The organism is Streptomyces sp. NPDC091271, assembly GCF_044757505.1.
Taxonomy (GTDB): Bacteria; Actinomycetota; Actinomycetes; order Streptomycetales; family Streptomycetaceae; genus Streptomyces.
Window position 1 is genome coordinate 820,702 of sequence record NZ_JBIVVD010000002.1, and the last position, 23,483, is coordinate 844,184.

General features: G+C 71.8%; 1 protein-coding gene. It reads right to left on the reverse strand.

The window, feature by feature from the left end; translation table 11 throughout:
- Positions 1–2 precede the first annotated feature (2 nt).
- A complete protein-coding gene (locus tag ACIQM3_RS10885) occupies positions 3–23,432 on the reverse strand; it encodes an SDR family NAD(P)-dependent oxidoreductase (protein WP_401621873.1) in 23,430 nt (7,809 codons plus the stop codon).
- Positions 23,433–23,483: the final 51 nt, after the last annotated feature.

The window sequence follows — 23,483 nt, forward strand, 5'->3', positions numbered from 1 at the left end:
GATCAGCGCCCCTCGTTGTCGGTGGTCCGGACGGTGCCGTCGAGGACGGACCGTCGGAGGTGCTCGGCGGCGGCTGCGACACCGACGGAGCCGCTCACCACCTCGTCCAGGAGGCCGTCGATCAGCGCGTCCGGCAGGTCGTCCGCCGCCTCGCCGTCCGAGGTGGCGGGGAGGGTGTCCGGCAGGCCGCCGTCGATCGGCCGCTCCGCGATCCAGTACCTCTCCCGGGCGAAGGGATAGGTGGGCAGGGGAACGATGCGCACCGCTCCTGCCGGGTGGAGGCTGCCCCAGTCGAGTTCGAAGCCGTTCACCCACAGGTCGAGGACCTTGGCGTACAGGCCCTTGGCCAGCCACGTCCCGACGACCGCGCTCATGTCCGCGTCGGCGGTCAGTGCCGTCAGCGCCCGGTCGGCACGTGCGGCGCGGCCACGGTGCAGCCCGGAGCCGCCCCGGGGGTGGTCCACGAAGGCCTGCAGCCGGTCCTTCAACTCGGCGAACGAGCCGACGACCGTCCCCAGCCGCTCGCTCATGGCCTCGCGTCCGACCTGCAGGGTGTACGCGACGTCGGCCAGCGAAGCCCCGGTCCGCTCCGCTTCCGTCAGCGCGCCCAGCAGATTGCGCGCCTGGTCCCGCAGCCGCTCCTCGTCCTTGGCGGACAGGACGACCACGGCCGGACCGCCGGACCGGACGGTCCCGGGATCCGACCGGTCGCGGACGTACTCCTCGATCACCGCATGGGCGTTGGAGCCGCCCGCGCCGAAGGACGAGACGCCGGCCCGACGGGGCACCTCGGAGCTGACGCCGTCGACGGTGACGACCGGCCGCTTCCATTCGGCGCCCTTGCGCTGGACGACGAAGGGCGTCGCGTCGAAGTCGATGTGCGGGTTGACTTCGTCGGCGTGCAAGCTGGGGGCCAGTTCCCCGTGCCGCATCTGCAGCACGACCTTGAACAGGCCCGCGATGCCGGCGGCGGCCTCGGCGTGGCCGATGTTGCTCTTGACCGAACCGATCGCGCAGTACTGCAGGTCCCCGGTGTCATGGGAGAACGCCCGGGTCAGGCCGTTGACCTCGATCGGGTCGCCCAGGGCGGTACCGGTGCCGTGCGCCTCGACGTAACTGATCGTGCGCGCGTCGATGCCGGCCCGGTCGAGCGCGTCCCGCACGACCCGGCCTTGGGCCACCGGATTCGGCACGGTGTAGCCGTTGGTCGTCCCGCCGTGGTTGATGCTGGTGCCGCGGATGACGGCGTGGATGTGGTCGCCGTCCCGCTCGGCGTCCTCCAGCCGCTTGAGGACGAGCGCGCCCACGCCCTCCCCGGGGACGAAGCCGTTGCCGCCTGCACCGAAGCTGCGGCACTTGTCCTCGTCGGCGAGCATCTGCAGACCGCACAGATTGACGTAGCTGGACGGGTGCAGGTAGAGGTTCACCCCGCCCGCCACCGCCAGTTCGCAGTCGCCGTGCAGCAGGTGCTCGCACGCTTCATGGAGCGCGGTCATCGACGAGGAGCACATCGTGTCGATGGGCATGCTCGGGCCGCTGAGGTTCAGCTTGAACGAGACGCGGTTGGCCGCCGACCCGAAGGAGGTGTAGGGCTGGGCGGTGTCGCCTCGCTGCCATCGTTCGGGACCGTAGAGGTTGTGTCCGGCGCGGGTGATTCCCACGAAGACGCCGACACGGGAGCGGTGTTCGCGCTCCAGGCGGCTCCGGGTGTAGCCGGCGTTCTCGAAGGCCCGCCACGCCTCCTGGAGGAACAGCCGCTCCTGCGGGTCGATCTCCGTGGCGTCGTTCGGCGTCATCTCGAAGAACAGCGGGTCGAAGTCGGCGAATCCGTCGAGGAAGGCGCCCCACTTGCTGTAGCTCCTGCCCTTCGCCACGGCCTCCTCCTTGTCGGGCTCGTAGAAGCCGTCGAGCGGCCACCGGTCGGCTGGGATCTCCGTGACGGTGTTCCGGCCCTCGCGCAGCACCGCCCAGAACGCGTCGAGGTTCTCGGCCTGGGGGAAGCGCGCGCTCATTCCCACGATGGCGATGCCTCCGGTGCGCCCAGGCAGTGGTGCGGGGCGAGCCGCCGCACGGGCGGGCCCGGGCCGCGAGGCCGGCTCGGCCGGCGCCTGCGCGGCAACCTGCACGGTGGTCGCCGCGGCCCCCCGTTCGGCGGCCGGGTCCTGGTCCGCTCCGAGGGCGCGGGCCACCGCCTCGCCCCGCTCGGTGACGAAGTACTCCGTCAGCGCCTCGATCGTGCGGTACTCGAAGAACAGGGTGCTGCTCGTCTCCCCCAGATCCTTCTTGAGGCTGGTCAGCAGCTGCAGGATGAGGATGGAGTCGATGCCGTAGACCGACAGCTGCTCACGGGTGTCGATGGATCCGGCCGGGATCAGGAGGGTCCGCGCGACGAGCTCCTTCAGATAGGTGCGCACGACGTCGCCGAGTACCCCCCCGTCCCTGGGGGTGGCTTCGGCCGGCGCCTCCGGCTGCGCGTCGGCGGACGGTGCTCCGGGGAGGGATACGGGGAGCGGCTCGGGCAGCGGCGTGGCCGCGGCCCGCGCCTGTTCGCCACGGGGCCGGCGGATCACACCGTCGCTGAAGCCGACCACCACTTGCTGGCCGAGCGGGTGCGCGTCGCGTGCGGGGAACTCGATGCCTCCGAAGCCCTCCCACTCCAGTACCGACTGCCACGTCTCGGGCCGCAGGCCGGGCCCTCCGGTCTCGCGCAGATCACTGTCGTGCAGCCACCAGCCGTCCAACAGCGCGAATGTGAGCATCCCGAAGACGGTGTGGCCGTCGATCTCGTTGACGACCACACCCCCACCGGTCCGCAGCAGCGCTTTGCTGTTGCGCAGGGACGTGCGGATCTCCTTGGTGGCGTGCAGCACGTTGGTCGCGATGACCAGGTCGTACCCGCCCTCGTCGAATCCCTGCTCGGCGGGGGGCCGGCCGGCGTCGAAGATCTCGCAGCGCAGGAACGGATTGCGCGCGCCGAACTCCCGTCGGCCGTGCAGGAGGAAGGCCTTGGAGAGATCGGTGTAGCAGTACTCGCCGATGTGCTGTTGATAGGGCTGGAGCCGGCGCAGGACCGTAGCAGTGGTGCCGCCCGTTCCGGCACCGATCTCCAGGATGCGGACGCGGGCTGCGGGATCCTGCGCGATCCTGCCCTCGACGAGGGCGACGACGCAGTCGCCCACCACGTCGTTGAAGTAGTCGGCGATCATGTTGCGCTTGTAGATCCCCTCGACCAGCTCCAGCGAGGAGCCGGGGAAGATCACGTCGACGGCGGGGACCGTGCCGGTGAGGACGTCCGGCAGCGCGCGCAGCGTCTTGTCGACCAGGTCGACGGACGCGCGCAGTTCGGGGTCGGCGAGCCATTCGCCCCGGCTGCGCTCCCATTCGGCAGCGGTGGCGTCGGGATCGACGGGGCCGGCCGCGGTCGCCCGGTAGCAACCCGCGGAGCCGCTCGCCGCGAGCCAGCCCTGCCGCGCGAACAGCTTCAGGGTCTCCGACGCCCAGCGGTCGTACTTCTCGAGCATCCCGCCGGCCTGCCGCAGGGAATCCGCGTCGACGGTTCCCGTCCCGATCCAGCCCCGGCCGTACAGCGCGCACCACAGCAGCCGCAGGAGCAGCTCGTCCAGCAGCCGCAGCTTGGACTTGGCCTGTGCCTCCACCGTACGCAGCTGCTCTCCCCGCGCGGGCAGCAGCGGGGCGAGCGGCTGGCCGGGGTACGCCGCCGGGTCCAGCACGCGGAGCGTTTCGCGATCGCTGAAGCCCTCGAACCGCTGGGGCTCGCTGGTGTTGAGGTAGGCCACCTGCCCGAGCGGACCGGCCAGCAGCCGCTCGACCGCGTCCATCGCCAGCGTGGGGTCGATGTCGCCGAGGCCCTCAAGCCGGTAGATGCGCTCCCGCACGTGCTCCGGCACGTCGAGTCCGCTGCCGACGGAGCCCCAGAAGCCCCAGTTGACCACCTTCACGGCGTACGGACGGGTGCCGGCGAGTCGGCGGGCCAGGGCATCCTCGAAGGCGTTACCGGCCACGTAACTGCAGTAGCCCCTGGACGGGTTGACCGACGCGATCGAGGAGAAGAAGAGCATGAAGTCGAGGCCGTCGGCGTCGAAGACCTCCGCCATGCATACGCTGGCGTCGACCTTCGAGCTCAGGCCCTGCCGGAACTGCGGCTCGGTCGTGTTGGGCAGGCTCTGATCCACCAGGCCGAAGACGGACTGCACCACGCCGTGGATGGTGCCGAACCGCTCCTGGATCAGGGCGTGTGCGCTCCGCAGGGAGTCCATGTCGGCGGCGTCGGCCCGGACATACCACGGCGCCCGTCCGAGCGAAGCCAGCCGGTCGATCTCCGCCCGGATACCGGCGTCCTCTTCCCGGCGGCCGATCCAGACGACCTGTGCCCGGTAGCGCCGGATCAGATCCTCGCTCCAGAGCCGGCCGATGCCGCCGGCCCCGCCCAGGACGACGTAGACCCCGCCCTCCTTGTACGGAGAGTGGGCCGGTTCCGGCAGCTCCACCTGGTACAGGCCGCGACGGAACCACTGGCCGTCGCGCAGCGCCCGCATGGTCGGGGTCGGAGCGGCGAACAGGGTACGGGTGGGGAGCTCGTCGGACACGCCCAGGTCGAAGGCGCCCAAGCGCCAGTCGGGCAGTTCCTTCGCCATGACCTCGGCCAGGCCCAGCACGGCCGAGTCGGCGGGCAGCACCGCTTCGCCCTGACGTACGGGCTGGGTCTGCCGCGTGACCACGGTCCAGGTCAGCTCCCTGTCACCGTAACCCAGTTCGAACAGCGCCTTGACCAGGCGGAAGAACGCGATCACTCCTACGTCGGTCCGCCGCAGCAGCGCGTCGGACTCCGCGCCCGCGTCCGCAGGGGAGATCCACACGAGGTGGCGGACGGCGCCCGCACCCCGCACCTGCTCGGTCAGTGACACGATGCTCGCCGAGCCGTCGGCTATGAAGTGCGCGTCGGGGTACTCGGCCGCCAGGGCCGCCCGCTCCGCGGCGCTCCCGCCCACGACGAGGATGCCGCCGCGGAGGTCCCGTTCGGGGCGCGGCTCCGGGGCCCGTTCCCCGACCCACAACGGCGCCAGCGCCAGATGGCCGGCGCCTTCCTGCGGGCGTGGCGCGGGCGTGCGGCCGGCGGGCCGGGTGGACGTGGTGCGGCGGGAACCGCCCTCCGCGGGCAGCCAGTGGCGCTGCCGTTGGAACGGATACGTCGGCAGGGGGACCCGACGGTACGTGCCGCTCTCGAAGAGCCGCTCGTACCGGAGTTGGTAGCCCTGCAGGTAGAGGGCGCAGACGGCGTCCAGGTGCTCCCGGCGGGCCGCCCCGGTCACGCCCGTGGCGCACGCCCGCAGACAGCTGTCGCCGAACTGCTCCAAAGCGCGCTGCGGGCTCACCGCGTTCTCCGTGAGGTCGGCGGTGCGCACCTCCTGCTCCCGTCCGTCCGTGAGCCAGCGGTCCAGCAACGCCATCAGGTGGGCGGTGTCGCGGGCCACGCACGCCAGCCGGACCGGGCAGTGCCGCCGGCCCCGCAGCAGGGTCACGCTGATGTCGCCCAGGTCCAGGCCGGGGTGGCGGCGCAAGTGCGCCACCAGCCGTTCCGCCTGCATCCGCAACTGCACAGGGGACAGGGCGGACAGCACCACGAGGTGGTCCTGAACGTTCGCGGTGTTGTCACGGGGCGCCGGGTCGGGCGCTTCCTCGACCACCACATGGGCGTTGGTCCCGCTGAACCCGAAGGAGCTGAGCGCCGCGCGCCGTGGTCGGCCGGGCTCGGCCGTCCAGGAGCGGTGCTCCGTGTTGACGTAGAACGGGCTCCCCGTGAACTCGATGTGGGCGTTGCCCTGTTCGAAGTGCAGGCTGCGCGGCAGCTCGCGGTGGCGCAGGGCGAGCAGGATCTTGATGAGCCCCGCCATCCCCGAGGCCGGCGCGGCGTGCCCGATGTTGGTCTTGACCGAGCCGATGGCGCAGTACTCACGTCGGTCGGTGTAGTGGCGGAACGCGCGGGTCAGCGCCTGGAACTCGATGGGGTCACCGAGCTGGGTGCCGGTGCCGTGCGCCTCGACCAGCTGGATGCCGGCGGGGTCGATGCCGAAGGTGTCGTAGACCTGGCGCTCCAGGCGTTCCTGCGCCTTGGCACTGGGTGCCGTGATTCCGTTGGACGTCCCGTCCTGGTTGGTGCCCGATCCGCGGATCACGCCGTGGATGTGGTCACCGTCGGCGAGGGCGTCCCGCAGCCGCTTGAGCATGACGACGCCGACGCCCTCGCCGGGGACGAAGCCGTCCGCCCCCTCCGCGAAGGTGTGACACTGACCGGTCTCCGACAGCATCCCGGCCTTGTGGGCGTTCAGGTAGTAGTCGGGGGCGCACTGCACGGAAACCCCGCCGACCAGGGCCGTCTCGACCTCGCCCGTACGCAGTGCCTGGCACGCGAGGTGGAGCGCGACGAGCGAGCCGGAGCACGCCGTCTCCACGGCGATGGCGGGGCCCCGCAGATCGAGGAGGTAGGACAGACGGGCCGGGATGATCGCCGCAGCGTTGCCCCACATGGCCTGGGCCGGGGCGTCCTCACTGGAGCCGGGCAGATAGTCGCTGACCTGGGTGCCGATGTAGACGCCGCAGGACCGGCCGCGGATGGCGTCGCCCGCGTGACCGGCGTCCTCCAGTGCCTTCCACGCCTCCTCCAGCACCACCCGCTGCTGGGGGTCCATATAGGCGGCTTCGAGGCCGGATATCTGGAAGAACAGGGGGTCGAACTGGTCGATGTCGTCCATCAGCGAGGCGTACCGGGGGTGGGACGCACCCGGCGCCACGAAGGCCGACATGTCCCAGCGGGAGATCTCGCCGACCAGGCTGCGGCCCTCGGCGAGGTGCTGCCACAGTTGGTCGGTGTCCTTGGCCGTGCCGAACCTCCCGCTCATGCCGATGATGGCGACCGGCTCGCCGGCCGGGTCGGTGACGGCCGCGGACACCGCCGGTCGCGGCATGCCGGTCGCGGCGGGCGCGGATACCGCAGGCGCGGCTGCTACGGGTGCGGCTGGCAAAGGCGCGGTCCCTGCAGGCGCGGCTGCTACGGGTGCGGTCGCCGCGGCGGGCGGGGCCTGCGGCGGGGGAACGGCCACCGGGGCCGCCGCGGGCACCGGCGCAGCCGGGGGCGGCGGCGCCACGTCGAGGTGGTGCTCCGCCACGTAACCCGCCAGGGCGCGCACCGAGCTGTGGTCGAAGAGGTCCGTGACGGAGAGGGAGATGCCGAGGTCGGCGCTGAGTTGCTGTGTGAGTTCGACGCCGAGGATGGAATCCACGCCGTAGTCGGCGAAGGCGTCCTCCTCGGAGATCTCCCCCCGGTCCAGACCCAGCGACGTCTCGAGCCGTGCGACGATCACGGACCGCACCCGCTCCTGCCCGTCGTCCGCACTCCGCGGTGCGGGGTCGGGCGCGCGGGTCCGCGCGCCGGCGTCGGCCACCACGATCTGGTGGCCGACGTCGTGCACGGGAGCGGCGGGGAAGGATACGGCGCTGAAGCCCTCCTCCCCCAGCACCTGCTGCCAGGTTTCGGGAGCCAGCCCCGGGCAGCCCGGTATGCGCAGTTCGGCGTCCCCGTAGCGCCACCAGCCGTCGAGCAGTCCGAAGGTCAGGTGCAGGAACGGGGTGCGCGACGCCAGTTCGTTGAGGACCAGTGCGCCGTCCGCGCCCAGCAGGGCCCGCGCGTTCCGCGCGGCCGCCCGGACGTCGCGGGTCGCGTGCAGGACGTTGGTGGCGAGGACGATGTCATATCCGCCTTCGCCCATTCCCTGCTCCGCGGGGGCGCGCTCCGCGTCGAACAGCTCGAACCGCAGGTACGGGCGGTCGGCTGCGAACTCCTCCCGCCCGTGGCGCAGGAAGTACTGGGAGACGTCGGTGTAGCAGTACTCCGCGATGCTCTCGCGGTAGGGCGACAAACGGCTCAGCACCTTCTCGCTGGTGCCGCCGGTGCCGGAGCCGATCTCGAAGATGCGGACGCGGTGGCCGGGGTCGCGGTCGAGCAGGACCTCGACGCGGGCGGCCACCAGATCCGCCACGAGCTCGTTGAGCGCCGTGGCGCTGTCGCAGTCCTGGTACACGCCGCGGACCAGTTTCATCGACGACGCTGGGAAGATCACCTCTGTCGCGGCCCGTCCTCCCGCGAGAACCTCGGGCAACGCGCGGACCACCGGCTCCAGAAAGTTGACGTAGGGGTTGGTGCCCGCGCTCCGCCGGCACACCCCCTCCCAGCGCCGCCACACGGCGGCACTGTCGAGATGAGCCCGGTCGGTCAGGGTGTAGCGCTCGGGGCTGTACTCCAGGTAGCCGTGCTCCGCCAGGATGCGCAGGCTCTCGGTGAGCCAGCGATCGTAGCCGCCACCGGGAACGAGGGCGGCTCTCAGGTCGGCGACCGGCCCGCCGGCGCGGTCCATCCCCAGCGTCTGCAACTGCAGCAGGAGCAGTTCGCAGAGCAGATCGTCGTCGAAGCCCCGGGCACTGCCGGAGTCCGCGAGCACTCGCTGCAGCCGCTGGTCGGCCGGCCCGTCGGACCCGGTGGGGCGGGGGGCGTCATCGGCCCTTCGAGCAGCCGTGGTCTTCTCCAGGGCGAGCTGGTGGTACGGCCCGGAGAGCAGGAGGTCCAGCGCCGCCATCCCTTCGGCGGGTTCGATGGAGCCGATGCCGCTCTGCTCCATCCGCTGCTGGTACGCGGACGAGGCGACGACGCCGACACCGCCCCAGTAGCCCCAGTTCATCACCTTCACCGTGGTGGAGCGGGTCTGCTGCCACAGCCGGGCGAACGCGTCCTTGAAGACGCAGCCGCACACGTAGTTGCTCTGCCCCGCGGATCGGTGGAAGGAGTTGGTCGAGGAGAAGAACAGCGCGAAGTCCAGCGGGTCGTCCGCGAAGACCTGCGCGATCCTGACGCTGACGTCCACCTTCGCGCGCACGGCGGCCCGGAACCGTTCCTCCGGCATCCTGGCCACGCTCTGGTCGAGCAGCGCGAGCGCCGAGTGGACGACGCCGTTGATCTCGGGGAAGCGCGCCTTGATCCGCGCGACGGCGGACGCCAGCGACTCCCTGTCGGTGGCATCGGCCTGCAGGTACCAGGGCGCGGGACCCAGACGGGACAGTTCCGCGATCCTGGCCCGGATGGCGTCGTCCTCGGCACGGCGGCCGATCCAGACCACCTGTGCCCCGTAGGCGCGTACGACGTGCTCGGTCCAGACCGCGCCGAGGCCGCCGGCGCCGCCGATGACCACGTAGACCCGGTCGCGTCGATACGGGACCGCCTGCGCGGGGAGCGCGTCGAACGGCACCGGTGTCAGGACCTGCCGGAACCAGCGCCCGCCGCGGTGCGCCCAACTGCCCTCGGACGGTTTAGCCGGCAGCCGCAACGCCTCCCGCAGCGCGTCGTCCCGCAGCGCCTCCACATCGGCCAGCCGCACCCGCCACCGCGGGTTCTCCTTCGCCAACGACCCCAGCAGGCCGTGCACGCCGGCGTGGGTCGGGTCGATGCGGTCGGTGTCGACGACCGACTGGCTGCGGACGGTCAGGGCGGTCCACTGCAGGTCCCGCTTGTCGTAGCCGAGGGCCAGCAGCGCCTTCGCCAGGCGGAAGCCGGCGTACACCCCCGCGTCCTGGCCGGTGATCAGGTCCTCGCTCTCCGGCAGCACCGTCGTGCCGCCGCTCGCGACCCACACGACGCTGCCGTAGGGCCCACCGCGCGCGAGCCGCTCGCGCAGACCGTCGACGGTGTCCTCGGCCCGCAGCAGGACCACGTCCACGTCCTCCCCGCGCCCGGTGAGGGCAACGGCCAGTTCCTCCGGGTCCGCGCCGACCAGCAGCGTTCGGCCCCGTGGCCCGTCGCCGTCCGCGGGCAGGGCGGGCTGGGCCGGCTCCCAGCGCGGTTCGAGCAGCACCGGGCCCCGGGCGTCGGGCCGGGCGGGCTGCCGGGCCGTCGGCGGCACGTCGGCCTCGGCGCGCAGCGGCCGGGTGCTGAAGGCCCGGAACCGCACGCGGACTTCGCCCAGCGCGTCGCACAGGTCGACGTCGAACGTGTCGCCGCCGTCGGTGGTGCTCCGGAGCCACGCCCACATGACCGGTTCGCAGGGGCCCAGGATCTCCACCGCGTCGACCGCGTAGGGAAGGCGGAGGCCGGCGCCGTGTCGCAGGCCGATGGACGCCTGCAATGCGGCGTCCAGCAGCCCCGGGGGCAGCACGTGGGTTCCGGGGCCGTACTCGGGCGCCTCGGGCAGCGCGAGTTCGGCGAGGACCTGGGCGTCCCCCACCAGGAGTCGCCTCAGTCCCCGGAAGGTGGGCCCGTACGTGATGCCCTGGCGCCGGTAGACGAGGTACGCCTCCGTCGCGGCCATCTCGTAGCGGCCGCACTCGGTCCGCAGTGTCGCGAGATCGAGGCGCGGCCGTGTCGCCGGCGCGGCGCCGGACTCGATGCGGCCCTGGCTGTGCACGACGGGGCCGTCGGTGCCGGGCGCCAGGATGCGGTAGGGGGTTCCCGCGGCGCCGTCCGGCCCCAGTTCGACGCAGAGGTCGAGCGGCGTGTCCGCGACCCTCACCGGCCGCACCCACACGACGTCGCGGAGTGTGACGGCGACCGCCGGGGTGTTCTGCCGGGCGGGCAGCGCGGCGTGGGCGGCGCGGGCCAGCTCCAGGTGGGCGACGCCCGGCAGGACCTTCTCGCCGGCCACGACGTGGTCGCGCAGGAAGGACTCCGATCCGGTGAGCACCGTGTCGAACCGGCGGCCCGTCGCGTCGGCACGACCGGGCGCGGCGGCGAACATCCCGTCCGGCGTGGGCCGTGTCGTGCGTGGGCGCCACAGCCGCTTGCGGGCGAAGGGGTAGCCGGGCAGCGCGACCGGCGCGGTGCGGCGGCCGCCGAACAGCCGGCGCCACGCCAGGTCGTACCCCTGGCAGTACGCCCGCGCCGCAGCCCGCAGAGCTTCCCGCAGAGCGCTGTCGTCCTGGTCCGGTTCGGCTGCCGCCTCCAGCAGGCGTTCGCCGGCCTGCCGGGCCGCGGCGCTCGGCGCGAAGTCCTTGGGCACCTCCCCGGTGAAGACGTCGGGGTCCTGCCCGCCCGCGCCATGCGAGCGCAGCAGGCGCACGGCCTCGGCGCGGTCGCGAGCCACCACGGCGTAGCGGTGCCGGAAGTGGGACCTGCCGTCCAGCAGTGTCGCGCCGACGTCACGCAGGTCGTTCTCGTGATGGGGGTCCTCCAGGAAATCCACCAGGTCGGCGACACGCTGCCGCAGCGACTCCTCGGACTTCGCGGACAGGGCCAGCAGGTGAGCGGGTATCTCCATGACCTCGTCCTCTTCGCGTACCGGGCGACTCTCCACCACCATGTGCGCGTTGGTGCCGCTCATGCCGAAGGAGCTGATGGCGGCGATCCTTTTGCGCCCGGCGGCCTCGGGCCACGCCCGGTTCACCTTGTTGACGAAGAACGGGCTGTTCTTCCACTCGATGTACTCGTTCTCCTGGGCGCAGTGCAGGGATCCCGGGATCGTCTCGTGGCGCATGGCCTGCAGGACACCGATGAGGCTGACGAGTCCGGAGGCGGCGAGCGTGTGACCGACGTTCGGCTTCACCGACGTCAAGGCGCAGTACTGCCGCTTGTCGGTGAGGCCCCGGAAGACGTCGTTGAGCGCGTTGACCTCGACGGGGTCCCCGAGCCGCGTGCCGGTCCCGTGGGCGACCACGTACTCGATGTCGCCCGGGTCGATGCCGTGCCGCCGGTACGTGTCGCGCAGCAGCGCGCTCTGGGCATCGCCGTTCGGGGCGGTGATGCCGTTGGACCTGCCGTCGTAGTTGATGCCGCTCGCGCGGATGACGCCGTGGATCCGGTCACCGTCGGCCACCGCGGCTGACAGCCGCTTCAGCACCACGACGGCGACGGCCTCGCTGAGGACCATCCCGTTCGCGCGCTGGTCGAAGGCGTAGGTGACGCCGTCCTCGGACAGCATGCCGGCCTGGCGGGTGCGGGTCAGCAGTTGCGAGGTCGTGATCAGGCTGACCCCGGCGGCCAGGGCTACGTCGGACTCGCCGTTGCGGATGCTCGCGCAGGCCTGGTGCGCGGCCACCAGCCCCGACGAGCACGCCGTGTTGATGGCCATGACGGGACCGCTCAGGTCGAGCAGGTACGACAGGCGTGCGGCGAGGATGCCGTCGTGGTTGGCGGTGACGCTGCCCGCCGCGGGGTCCGGGGTGTCGTAGTCGCCCTGCTCGACCCCCACGAACATGCCGACCCTGCGGGTCGCCGCGGGCGTCCAGCCCGCGTCCTCCATGGCGCGCCACGACTCCTGGAGCAGCAGCCGCTGGCGCGGGTCGAGGGTGCGGGCCTCGTTGGGGGATATCTCGAAGAACAGCGGATCGAACTCGTCCGGAGCGGACACCTGACCGACACGGACGGCCGCGAAGGGGCTGTCGTGCGGCTCGCCCCACAGGTCGAGGCGCTCGCGGGCGACCGGGCTGACGACGTCGCGGCCCTCCGCCAGGACGGACCACAGCTCGTCGGGGTTGTCGGCGCCGGGGAACCGCCCGCTCATGCCGATGACCGCGATGGCGTCGTCGTCGGCCGTTCGCTGCCCAAGCACGCCGCGGTCCGCGCCCGCGTCCGGGAGGCGTCCGGCGGCGTGCTCCGGCCCGGCGCCGGGCCGCGGCCGGTCGGCGGGGATCGGCTCGTTCGGCGGTGCGGTCTGCGCCGGGGCAGGAGCGGCGGGTGCGGCGGCGGGCTCGTGCGCGCCGCCGTCGCCGTCGCCGTAGAACGCGGCCAGGAGGTCGCGGTGCTCGGTGGCGAAGTACTCCCGCAGTTTGCGCAGCGTGGAACGGCTGTAGAAGAGGGCGGGGGTGACCTCGACGCCGTAGTGCCTGCCCAGCCCGGTGGCCAGGCCGGCCAGACTCACCGAGTCGAAGCCGTAGTCGGCCAGGTTGTCGTCCTCGTAGAGCCGGTCCGGGGACAGGCTGACCGCGGCGCTGACGATCCGACGCAGGTCGTGGGCGAGACATTCCCCGATGTCGGGGGTCGGCACACTGGTCGTGCCGCCCACGGCCGCGGGGACGGCCGGCCGGGCCGCGGTCGCCTCCGGTGGCGTCGGGGTGCCGGGGGGCGGCGTCAGCCCCAGGAAGCGCGCCACCCGGGTCGGCTTGCCGACCAGGATCAGGTGCTGAGCGGCCTCCTGGGACAGCAATCGCTCGAACAGGGCGAGTCCGACCGCGGTCTCCAGGAAGTCCTGGCCGCTGGACTTCAGCAGCATCGTGGTGGTGTCGTGGTCGAAGCCCATGCCGCCCTCGCGCCACAGCGGCCAGTTGACGACCACGGTCCGGCCGGAGAGCCGACCCGCCCGCACCTCGGCGTCCCGGTGTCGTGCGTAGGCCATCTGGAAGCGGTTGGCGACCGCGTAGTCGCAGGTGCCGAAGTCGCCGATGACGGCGGCGGTGGAGGAGAAGTAACAGACGAAGTCCAGCTCGGCGCCGGCCAACGCCTCGTCCAGGGCCATCGTCCCGCGGATCTTGGGGCCGAGGACGTCCGCGAACGGCCGCAGGCCCTTCTGCAGGACACTGCCCTCTCCCTGGACACCGGCCGCGTGGATGACTCCGTGCAGGGCCCCGAAGCGCTCCCGCGCCTGGGTCACGGCCCGCTTCATGGCGTCCGCGTCGCAGCTGTCCGCCTGGACGTACAGGATCCGCTGTCCGGCGGCGAGGCCGCGCAGCGCCTCCTGACGTGCCGCGTCCAGCGGAGAGCGGCCGGTCAGGACGACACTGGCCGCGTAGTGCTCCACGAGGTGCCGGGCCACGATCAGCCCCAGCCCACCGCAGCCGCCGGTGATCAGGTAGGTGCCGCCGTGCCGGAGGGCGCCGGGGCGGTCCTCGTCGAGCACGGCCTCCCGCAGGCGGCTCACGAAGCGGCCGCCCGAGCGGTACAGCGCGCTGACCGGCCGCTCCTGACACAACTCGGCGAGCAGCCGCTCCAGCCAGGCGGCGGTGTCCGTGGGCCGCAGCGGGTCGGCGGTGTCCTGGAGCACGGCCACCACGGACAGCGCCGGCATCACCATGCCCAGGGAGCGTTCGAAGCCGAGATGTGCCTCCAGCAGCGCGCGCTCCCTGCCGTCGCGGTACTGCCCCGCCACCACGAAGCGCCCGGCGTCGACCCCGGCGCCGGCGAGTGCCTGCACCGTCAGGACGACGTCGCTGAAGTCGTCGGTGGCGGCGCCGGGTTCGAGCGCCTCCAGAGTCACGACCGCGTCGATGGGCGCCGGTCCCGCCGCGATGTCCCGGAAGGCCTCCAGGTAGTCCTGGGCCGCACCGGGGCGGACCTCGTAGCGGTGCAGGTCCGGTTTCCGGAAGGCGTCGCCGTGTCCGATGAAGGCCGTGTGCAGGCCGGGGCTGAGGGCCTGGACGGCCCGCGCGACCGCCTCCTGACGCTCCGCTCCGGTGCACAGGAAGACGATGCCCCGCAGCGCACGCGTGGCGCTCGCCTCCAGGGCCGCGGGCTCCCAGTCCTCCACGAAGGCGAGCGGCCGGGTCTCCTCCCCGGTGGTGGGGCGGGGTGCGGGTGCCGGGATGCCGGCCGCCGCCGGAGCCGCCGGCTGCGGCGCGAGCGCGGGGGGCGCGTCGAGCCAGTGGCGTTCCTGGGCGAACGGGTAGGTGGGCAGGGAGATACGACGCGGTTCGGCGCCGCGGGCCAGGGCGGCCCAGTCGAGGGCCAGGCCCTTCACCCAGACGTTGGCCAGCTTGTCGAGACGGCCCTGTGCGAGCCACTGCTGCACCAGGTCCCGCATCTCCTCGTCTGCTTCGAGGAGGGCTACGGCGTCCTTGTTCTGCCGCACGCCTCCCCGGAAGACGTTCGCGGCCTCATGCTCGCCGTCGACAAACGCGCGCAGGTGCGCCCGCAGCGCGTCCAGCCCGTCCACGACCACGGCGAGGCGGTCCTCCATGGCCTCCCGGCCTGCCTGCAGGGTGTAGGCGACGTCCGCCAGATCGGCGTCCCGGCCGGGCCCGTCCAGCCACGTGAGCAGCGTCCGGGCCCTCTCCCGCAACCGCTCGTCGTCCTTGCCCGACAGCACGACCAGCTCCGGACGCGGGGCCCGGGCCGCACGGGCCATGTGCTCCTGCCCGGGCGGGTACTCCTCGATGATCACGTGCGCGATGGCGCCGTGGGCCCCGAACGACGAGACGCCGGCGATCCGGGGCAGGGACTGACGCACCCCGTCGACGATGCGGGTGGGCCGCTCCCACGGCTCCAACCGGTGCTGGACGTAGAAGGGCGAGCTCGGGAAGTCGATGTACGCGTTCAGCTTCTCGGAATGAAGGGAGGGCACGAGCGTCCCGTGCCGCATCTGCAGCAGGACCTTGGTCACCGCGACGATCCCGGCCGCACCCTCCAGGTGACCGATGTTCGACTTCACCGAACCGATCGGGCAGTACTGCTTCTTGTCGGTGTGCTTGCGGAATGCCCGGGTCAGGCCACTGATCTCGATCGGGTCGCCGAGGGAGGTGCCTGTGCCGTGGCCCTCCACGTAGCTGATGTCCTCGGCCGACAGCCCGGCATCGTCCAGCGCGGCGGCGATCATGTCCGCCTGCGCCAGCGGGTTGGGCACGGTCATGCCGTTCGTCTTGCCGCCGTGCACCGTGGCGACGCCGCGGATCACCCCGTGGATGTGGTCCCCGTCCGCGACCGCCTGGTCGAACGGCTTGAGCAGGACGCACCCGACGCCTTCACCCGGTACGTAGCCGGTGCCGCCCTCACCGAACGAGCGGCAGCGTCCGTCCTCGGCGAAGAAGTTCATCTGGCTGAGCGAGACGTACTTGTTGGGGTGCAGCGACAGGTTCGCGCCGCCGGCGAACGCGAGCGTGGAGGAGCCGTTGCGGATGCTCTCGACCGCCATGGCGATCGCGTAGAGAGACGAGGAGCAGGCGGTGTCGACGGTCAGGCTCGGCCCGTGCAGGTTGAAGAAGTAGGAGACGGCGTTGGAGGCGGCGGCGCGGTCGGACAGGACGACGTCCTGTCCGCTGTACAGCTGGTACTCGTTCCACATCATGCCCAGGTAGACACCGACCTTGCGGGCCTTGTCGGGGCTCAGGGACTGCCGGGTGTACCCCGCGTCCTCCATGGCTTCCCAGGCAGCTTGGAGGAACAGCCGGCTCTGGGGATCGGTCAGCGCGGCCTGCTGCGGCGACATGTTGAAGAACAACGCGTCGAAGTTCTCGGCGCCGTCGATGAAGCCGCCCCACTTGCTGCTGCTCTTGCCGGGCGTCTTCTCGGTCGCGTAGTACGCGTCTTTGTCCCACCGGTGCGGCGGGATCTCCTCGATGCAGTCCTCGCCGCGCTCCAGCACCTTCCAGAACTCGTCGAGGTTGCCCGCCCTGGGGTACCGGCCACTGATGCCGATGACGGCCACGTCGCGCGAGCGGCCTGCGGCCCGGCCGCTCAGCTCCTGCATCGGCACCGCCTTGCCGGGATCCGCGGCGCCGGACCGCACCTGCGCTGACCGGACCGGCGACGTGGCCGGCGGGGCGAGCACGGTGGCCGCGAGTGTCCTCGCACCCACCGCCTGCGGAGCCGCCGCGGGGGGCTGCTCCAGTCCGAGCAACTCGGTCAGACGCGCTGCCTGGTGCTCGGTGAAGTACTCCGCGAGCTCCTGGATCGTGCGGTACTCGAAGAACAGCGTCCCCGGAATGGAGGCGAAGTCCTTCTGCAGAAGCCGCATCAACTCCATGATCTGGATGGACTCGATGCCGTACTCCCCCAACTCCGCCGCGGGGTCGAGCCGCCCCTTGGGAATGCGGAAGACCTGCGACAGCCGGTCCCTGAGGTACTCGACCGTCCGGGCGAACAGCTCGCCCGAGCCCTCCCCGGCCACAAGTTCCACGGCCTGGGTGACGGACGGGGGCTTCGCCGGATCCGCGGCCACCGGCGTCGGCCGGGGCGCGACCCCGGTCGGCTGCGCACCGCTGCGCTCGGCCCCCTCGACGCGCAGGACGTTCTCGATCTTCTGACGCTCGCCCTTCGTCACGACGACCTGGGTCTCCTCGGACATCAGGATCTGCAGCAGCGCCCCGATGCCCTCCTCGGTCCGTAGCCCTCGCAGACCCGAGTGGTCGCGGTAGAGGGTCTTCGCGGGGCCGTCCTCGGCGAGCTCGCCGAGCATGCCGCCCTCGTCCCAGTGCGGCCAGTTGACCGAGATGCTCCGCCCGCGCCGCAGGCCCTGCGCCCGCAGCTCCTCCCGGTACTGGACGTACCCGTCGAGGAACCGGTTGGCGGCGGCATAACTGCCCTGTCCGAAGTCACCGACGTAGGCGGCAATGGACGAGAACACGAGGAAGAAGTCGAGCGGGTGCGCGGCGGTCAGTTCGTCCAGGTGCAGCGTCCCGTGCGTCTTCGGCGCCAGTACCGCTTCGAAACCGGCCCAGTCCACGTCCATGACGCCGGTGCCGCCGATCACACCTGCACCGTGGAACAGGCCGTCCAGCGTGCCGAATCGTTCCTGGGCGGCGGCGAGCGCCGCGCCCACGCTGTCGCGGTCGGCCACGTCGCAAGCGAGGTAGAGGACCTCCGCCCCGGCGGCCTCCAGTGCGGTGATCTTCTCCCGCAGTGCTGCGTCCGGCTCCCGGCGGCCGAGCAGGACGAGCCGTGCCCGGCACTGCGAGGCGAGGTACGTGCCGAGGTGCAGCCCCAGGGCCCCGGCGCCACCGCTGATCAGGTAGACGCCACCCTCCTTCAGCGGCAGCTCCGCAGCGGCGCCGCGCGGACCCTCGGTCCACGGCCGCAGTACCCGCTCCGAGCGGATACCGTCGGCGTGCCGGATCTCGTGCCAGCCCTGCGGGACGGCGCTCCCGGCCCTGCCCAGTTCCCGCAGCACGCTGTCGACGGTGGTGTCCGTGTCCCGCGCGTCGGGGATCTGCAGGCTCCCCACCCGGAACAGGTGATCGACCACCGTCATGGCCCGGCCGAAGCCCATCAGCGCCTCTCCCGCCGCGCGCTGCGGCCCGGGCTGCGCCGGCAGCACCGCCAGGTACTGGATCTCCTGTTCGGGGCCGGCCCGGTGCACGGCCCGGAACAGGTGCAGCAGACCCTCCAGCTCGATCGTGAGGTCGGTGGGGTTCCCGGTCAGCGGCCAGAAGTTGACGACTGCCCGCAGCAGCAGACCCCGTTCGTCCAGCGTCCGCAGGAGCCGTTCGAAGTCCTCGGGGCTGCGGCGGTCCACGGTGAACCGGTCCGGTCCTGACTCCTGGAAGGCGCTCCCGTTCCGCACCCGCACGACGCGGCCCGCGTACGACGCCGCCAGCCGACTCGGGCGCGGGTCCTCGTCGTCGAGGAGGAGAAGGGTGCGCCCGGCGCCCACGGGCTGCGCGTCATGGGCGGAGGGGCTGTCCGCCTGGGTCCACCGCGGCACGTAGTAGTGCAGCTTCTCGCTCTTGTCGGCCGCGAACTCCTTGAACACCAGACCGGTGAGGCGAACGCACTCGGTACCGCTGTCGTCGCAGATCACGAGGTCGACGCTCATCGCGCCGTCCCGAGCGATCCGGTGGATGGTGGCGTGGCAGTAGGACTGGCGCGGAATAGGTGCGAACACCGCCAGCTCTTCGAGGCTGAACGGGATGCGCAGCACGCCGTCCTGCTCACCGATGCCCCGCAGGGTGTTGAGCGCTGCGTCGAACAGCGAGGGGTGCAGGGTGAAGCGGGAGTACTCCTCCTCCAGGCGGTCGTCCAGCACGATCCGGGCCAGCGCCTCGGTCTCGCCGCAGTACAGCGTCTCCATGGCCTGGAAGGTCTCGCCGTATCCGAAGCCCAGGTCCCGCAGGCTTGCGTAGATCTCGGCGTGCTCGCGTCGGCCGGTGCACCGCGCCTTGATCGCGTGTATGTCGATCGCGCCTCGCGCCCGTGCGGGCGAGGCGGCGGAGTAGCCGGCCCGGCCCTGGGAGAAGACGGTGCGTTCTCCCGCGGTCCCGTCGTGGATGACGAACTCCAGCACATCCGGTTCGAGCGGGGTCAGCTCGATGTGCACGGGACGGGAGGCACCGTCCAGGACGACCGGACGGCCCCAGATGATGCCGCGCAGGACGACGTCGTCAAAGCCGGTGGCCAGTCGGGAGGCGGTGTACGCCATCTCCATATGGGCGACGCCGGGCAGCAGGATCTTCCCGCCCACGACGTGGTCGCGCAGGAAGAACTCGTTCGCCGACAGCTGCTTGCTGAAGCGCTGCGCGTGGAGGGTGGAGTCGTTGGTGTCCAGCAGCGGGTGCACGGTGGCGGACGCGGGCAGGGCGTGCGGCGTCGCGCGGTCGGGCCTCGCGGTGTCGGCCCAGTAGGTTTCGCGTGCGAAGGGGTAGCCCGGCAGCGACACACACGGGAGCGGCCGGACGTCGAACAGGTTCTCCCAGGCCAGCTCGTAGCCCTGGCAGTAGAGGTCGGCCAGGGCGCGGACCGCGTCCCGGTACCGGGCGCCGTCGCCTCCCGTGCGGGCTCGGCCTATCAGCTCGTTGCCGTGCTCGGTGAGCGCGTTCTGTGCGCGGAAGTCCCTTCCCGCCAGCCCGCGGAAGACCTGGGGGTCCTGCTTGCCGTCGAGAATCCGCTGCAACAGCAGCTCGGCCTCCTCGGGGGTGGCCGCGACCAGCGCGCAGCGGTGCGCGAAGTGGTGCCGCCCGGCGAGCAGCGTGCTGCTGATCCGCCCCAGCCCCGCGTCCTCCGCGCCACCCGCCCGCAGGAAGGCGAGCAGGTCCTCGACCCGGGTGCGCAGCGCGTCGTCGGTCTTCGCCGACAGCGCGAGCAGGTACGAGGGCCGGGTCACCGCCGGCCGGGGGGCCGATCCGTCGCCGTGGCTCTCCACCACGACGTGGACGTTGGTTCCGCTGATACCGAAGGAGCTGACGGCACCCACTCGCTCACGCCCCGGTTGGGCCGGCCAGGGCCGGGCCTCCTTGTTGACGTGGAAGGGGCTGCGCGTCCAGTCGATGTACTCGCTCTCCTGACCGGAATGCAGGCTCGCGGGCACCGTGTGATGGCGCAAGGCCTGCACCAGGGCGATCAGGCTGACGACGCCCGAGGCGGCCAAGGTGTGCCCGATGTTCGTCTTGACCGAGGTCAGGGCGCAGTACCGGGTGTTGTCGGTGTAGCGGCCGAACGCCTCGGTCAGCGCGTTGACCTCGATGGGGTCGCCGAGCCGGGTGCCGGTGCCGTGGGCGATCACGTGCTCGATGTCGGCCGGGTCGACCCCGAACCGCTGGTACACGGAGTCGAGCAGGGCGACCTGCGCGGACTGGCTGGGCGCGGTGATGCCGTTGGTCCGGCCATCGTGATTGAGGCCGCTGGCCGTGATGACGGCATGTACCCGGTCACCGTCCGCGAGCGCCTTCGCCAGCGGCTTCAGTACGACGGCGGCGATCGCCTCGCCCATCACCATGCCGTTGGCCCGCTTGTCGAAGGCGTAGCAGACCCCGTCGGGCGACAGCATCCCGGCCTGGGTGGCGTGCTCGTGGAACTGGGGCCCGGCCAGCAGGCTGACCCCCGCGGCGACTGCGGTGTCGCACTCACCACTGCGCAGACTCAGGCAGGCCTGATGCACGGCGGCCAGGCCGGCCGAGCAGGCGGTGTTGACGGTCAGCACCGGCCCGGAGAAGTTCAGGAAGTAGCTGAGACGGGCGGCCAGGATCCCGTCGTGACCGGAGGTCAACGTCTGCTCGTCCCGTGCCAGGCCCGGGTAGTCGCTCTGTTCGGCGCCGACGAACATGCCCATGGTGTTGTCGCGGAGCTGCTGCGCCCCGTACCCGGCGTCCTCCAGGGCCCGCCAGGCCTCCTGCAGCAGCAGCCGCTGCCGCGGGTCCATGTGCTCGGCCTCCCGGGGGGAGATCTCGAAGAAGAGGGGGTCGAACTCAGCTTCGCCGGGCAGCCATCCGCCCCTGGCCTCCGACGCGCCCGCGGTCCCCGCCCAGTCGCCCAGCCGGTGCGCCGGAAGCGGCGCCACCGCATCCCGTCCCTCGGCGAGCAGTTGCCAGAACGCCTCGACCGTGCGGGCCTGTGGGAAACGGCCGCTCATGCCGATGACGGCTATCCGGTGGTCGCGGCCGTCGTCGGCGTCGGTTCCGGGAGCCGCCGCGGGCCGGAACCCGGTGGCGGGCTCCTCTCCTTCCCCGGTGCGCGACTGCGCCGCGGAGGGGGCGGTCTGGTCGGCGGCCGCGTGCTTGCCCGCCACGGCGTCGCCGTACTGCTCCTCCAGCAGATGATCCCTGAGCATCTCCAGGGTGAAGTACGTGTAGAAGAGCGACGGCGTGACGTCGATGCCGTAGTACTCGCTCAGCCGGAGAGCGAGCTGCGTGTTGCCGACCGAGTCACACCCGAGGTCGGCCAGCCGGTCCGCCGGGTGGATCTCGTCGGCGGCGAGCTTCAGCACGTCGCCGACGAGGTTCCGGAGGTCCCCCTCGACCCGCTCCCGGACGTCCGTGCCCGCTCGCTCGGTGCGGTGCTCGGGCTCGGTCAGGTCCGCCACGCGTTCCTCCCCCTCGGTGGTCTGCTCCGGTACGTCGCTCCGCGCGGGCGCCGGTGTCCCGGTGGCGGGGATCTCGTCGGTGGCGTCCGGTGTGATCCAGAAGTGGCGCCGGTCGAAGGCATAGGTCGGAAGGCGAAGCCGCCGTCCAGGGACCGCCCGGAACAGCTCCGTCCACCGGCGGCTGCGCCCCCTGGCAAAGGACTCCGCCAGGTCCAGCAACCGTTCGCGGTACTGGGCGGCGGAGAGGTCGGTGGCGGCGTCGAGGACGACCTCGGCAGCGGGCTGCGGTGCTCCGGCCGGCTCACCGCCCGCGGGGGTGTCCGCGGGCTCATGAAAGCAGTCGTCGGCTCGCCCGGTCTCCAGCAGCACCGTCAGCTTCGCGCGGAGGTCGTCCCGGTCGCGCACGACCAACGCGGATCGGCGGTCGAGGCTTTCGCGCCCGAGGAGCAACGTGGCACTGAGATCGGCCAGGTCAGCCTGGGCACCGTCACCGTCGAGCCATTCGCGTACGTCGCGGATCCGCCGCCGGAGCGCCGTGCTGGTTCTGGCGGACAGGCAGACAAGGTAGGCGTGATGGTCCTGCGGGACGGCCGGTGCGGTGGTGGGCGCCTCTTCGAGGACGACATGGGCGTTGGTGCCACCGATTCCGAAGGAGCTGACACTCGCGCGGCGAGGCAGCGGCTCGCCGTTCTCCGACCGCAGGGGCTTCCACTCCCGCAGCCGGTCGGCGATGTAGAAGGGCGTGCCGTCCAGCTCGATGCGCGGGTTCAGCCTCTGGAAGTCCAGCAGCCCGGGTATCTGCCGGTGCTCCATGGCGAGCAACACCTTGAGCAGTCCGGCGATCCCGGCGGCGGCCTCGACGTGGCCGATGTTGGGCTTGACCGAGCCCAGTCCGCAGAAAGGGTTCTCCGGCACGTCCTCGGTCTCGCCGCGCGCTTTGCGGAAGCCCTCGACCAGTCCCGCGACTTCGACCGGGTCGCCGGTCGGCGTCCCCGTGCCATGTGCCTCCACGTACGCGATGGTGTCCGGGGAGACCCCCGCCCGGGCGATGGCGTCCGCGACGACCTGTGCCTGCGCCTCATCGCTGGGGTAGGTCAGGGTGCGGGTCCTGCCGCTGTGGTTCACGGCGCTGCCCTTGATGACGCCGTAGACGTTGTCACCGTCGCGCACGGCGTCCGCGAGGGGCTTGAGCAGGACGGTGCCGCCGCCCTCCCCTCGCACGTAGCCGTCGGCCCGCTCGTCGAAGGGGCGGCACGAGCCGGTGGGCGACAGCATGCCGGCCTTGGCGAACGATGTGTGCCGGCCCGAGGTCCGGACGAGGTTGATCCCGCCGGCGAGCGCGAGGGCGCACTCGCCTTGTTGCAGCGACTGGACGGCGAGGTGGACGGCGTGCAGCGAGGCGGATGAAGCCGTGTCCACGACCACACTGGGCCCGTGGAAATCGAAGAAGTGGGAGACCCGGTTGGCGATGACCGCCCCGACCGTTCCCGTGGAGTGGTGCGCCGCGACTTCGCGCAGCTGCCTCTCCTGGAGCTCCTTGTAGTCGGAGTTGAACGAACCGAAGAACACCCCGACGTCCCGTCCGGACAGTGCGCCGGGCGCGATGGCCGCGTCCTCGATACAGGACCAGGCCAGTTCGAGCATGATCCGCTGCTGCGGGTCGGTGCTCTCCGCCTCCAGCGGGGAGAGGCGGAAGAACTGCGCGTCGAAGGCGTCCACATCGTCGATCAGGCCGGCCCACCTGCTGGGGCCGGAGTGCTCCACACCTCCACCGGAGACGTCCGCTGCCTCGCCTCTCCCCATGTCCCAATGGGCCTGGGGCACTTCGCCGACTTGGGACCGGTTGTTCCTGATCACGTCCCAGAACTGGCGGTGGTCGGCCGCTCCGGGAAACCGGCACGCGATTCCAATGACGGCAATGGGGTCATACTGCGGCATCAGTGGAGACTCCCCTTATCGTTCGCGACGTTTTGGCGCAGCACAACGACC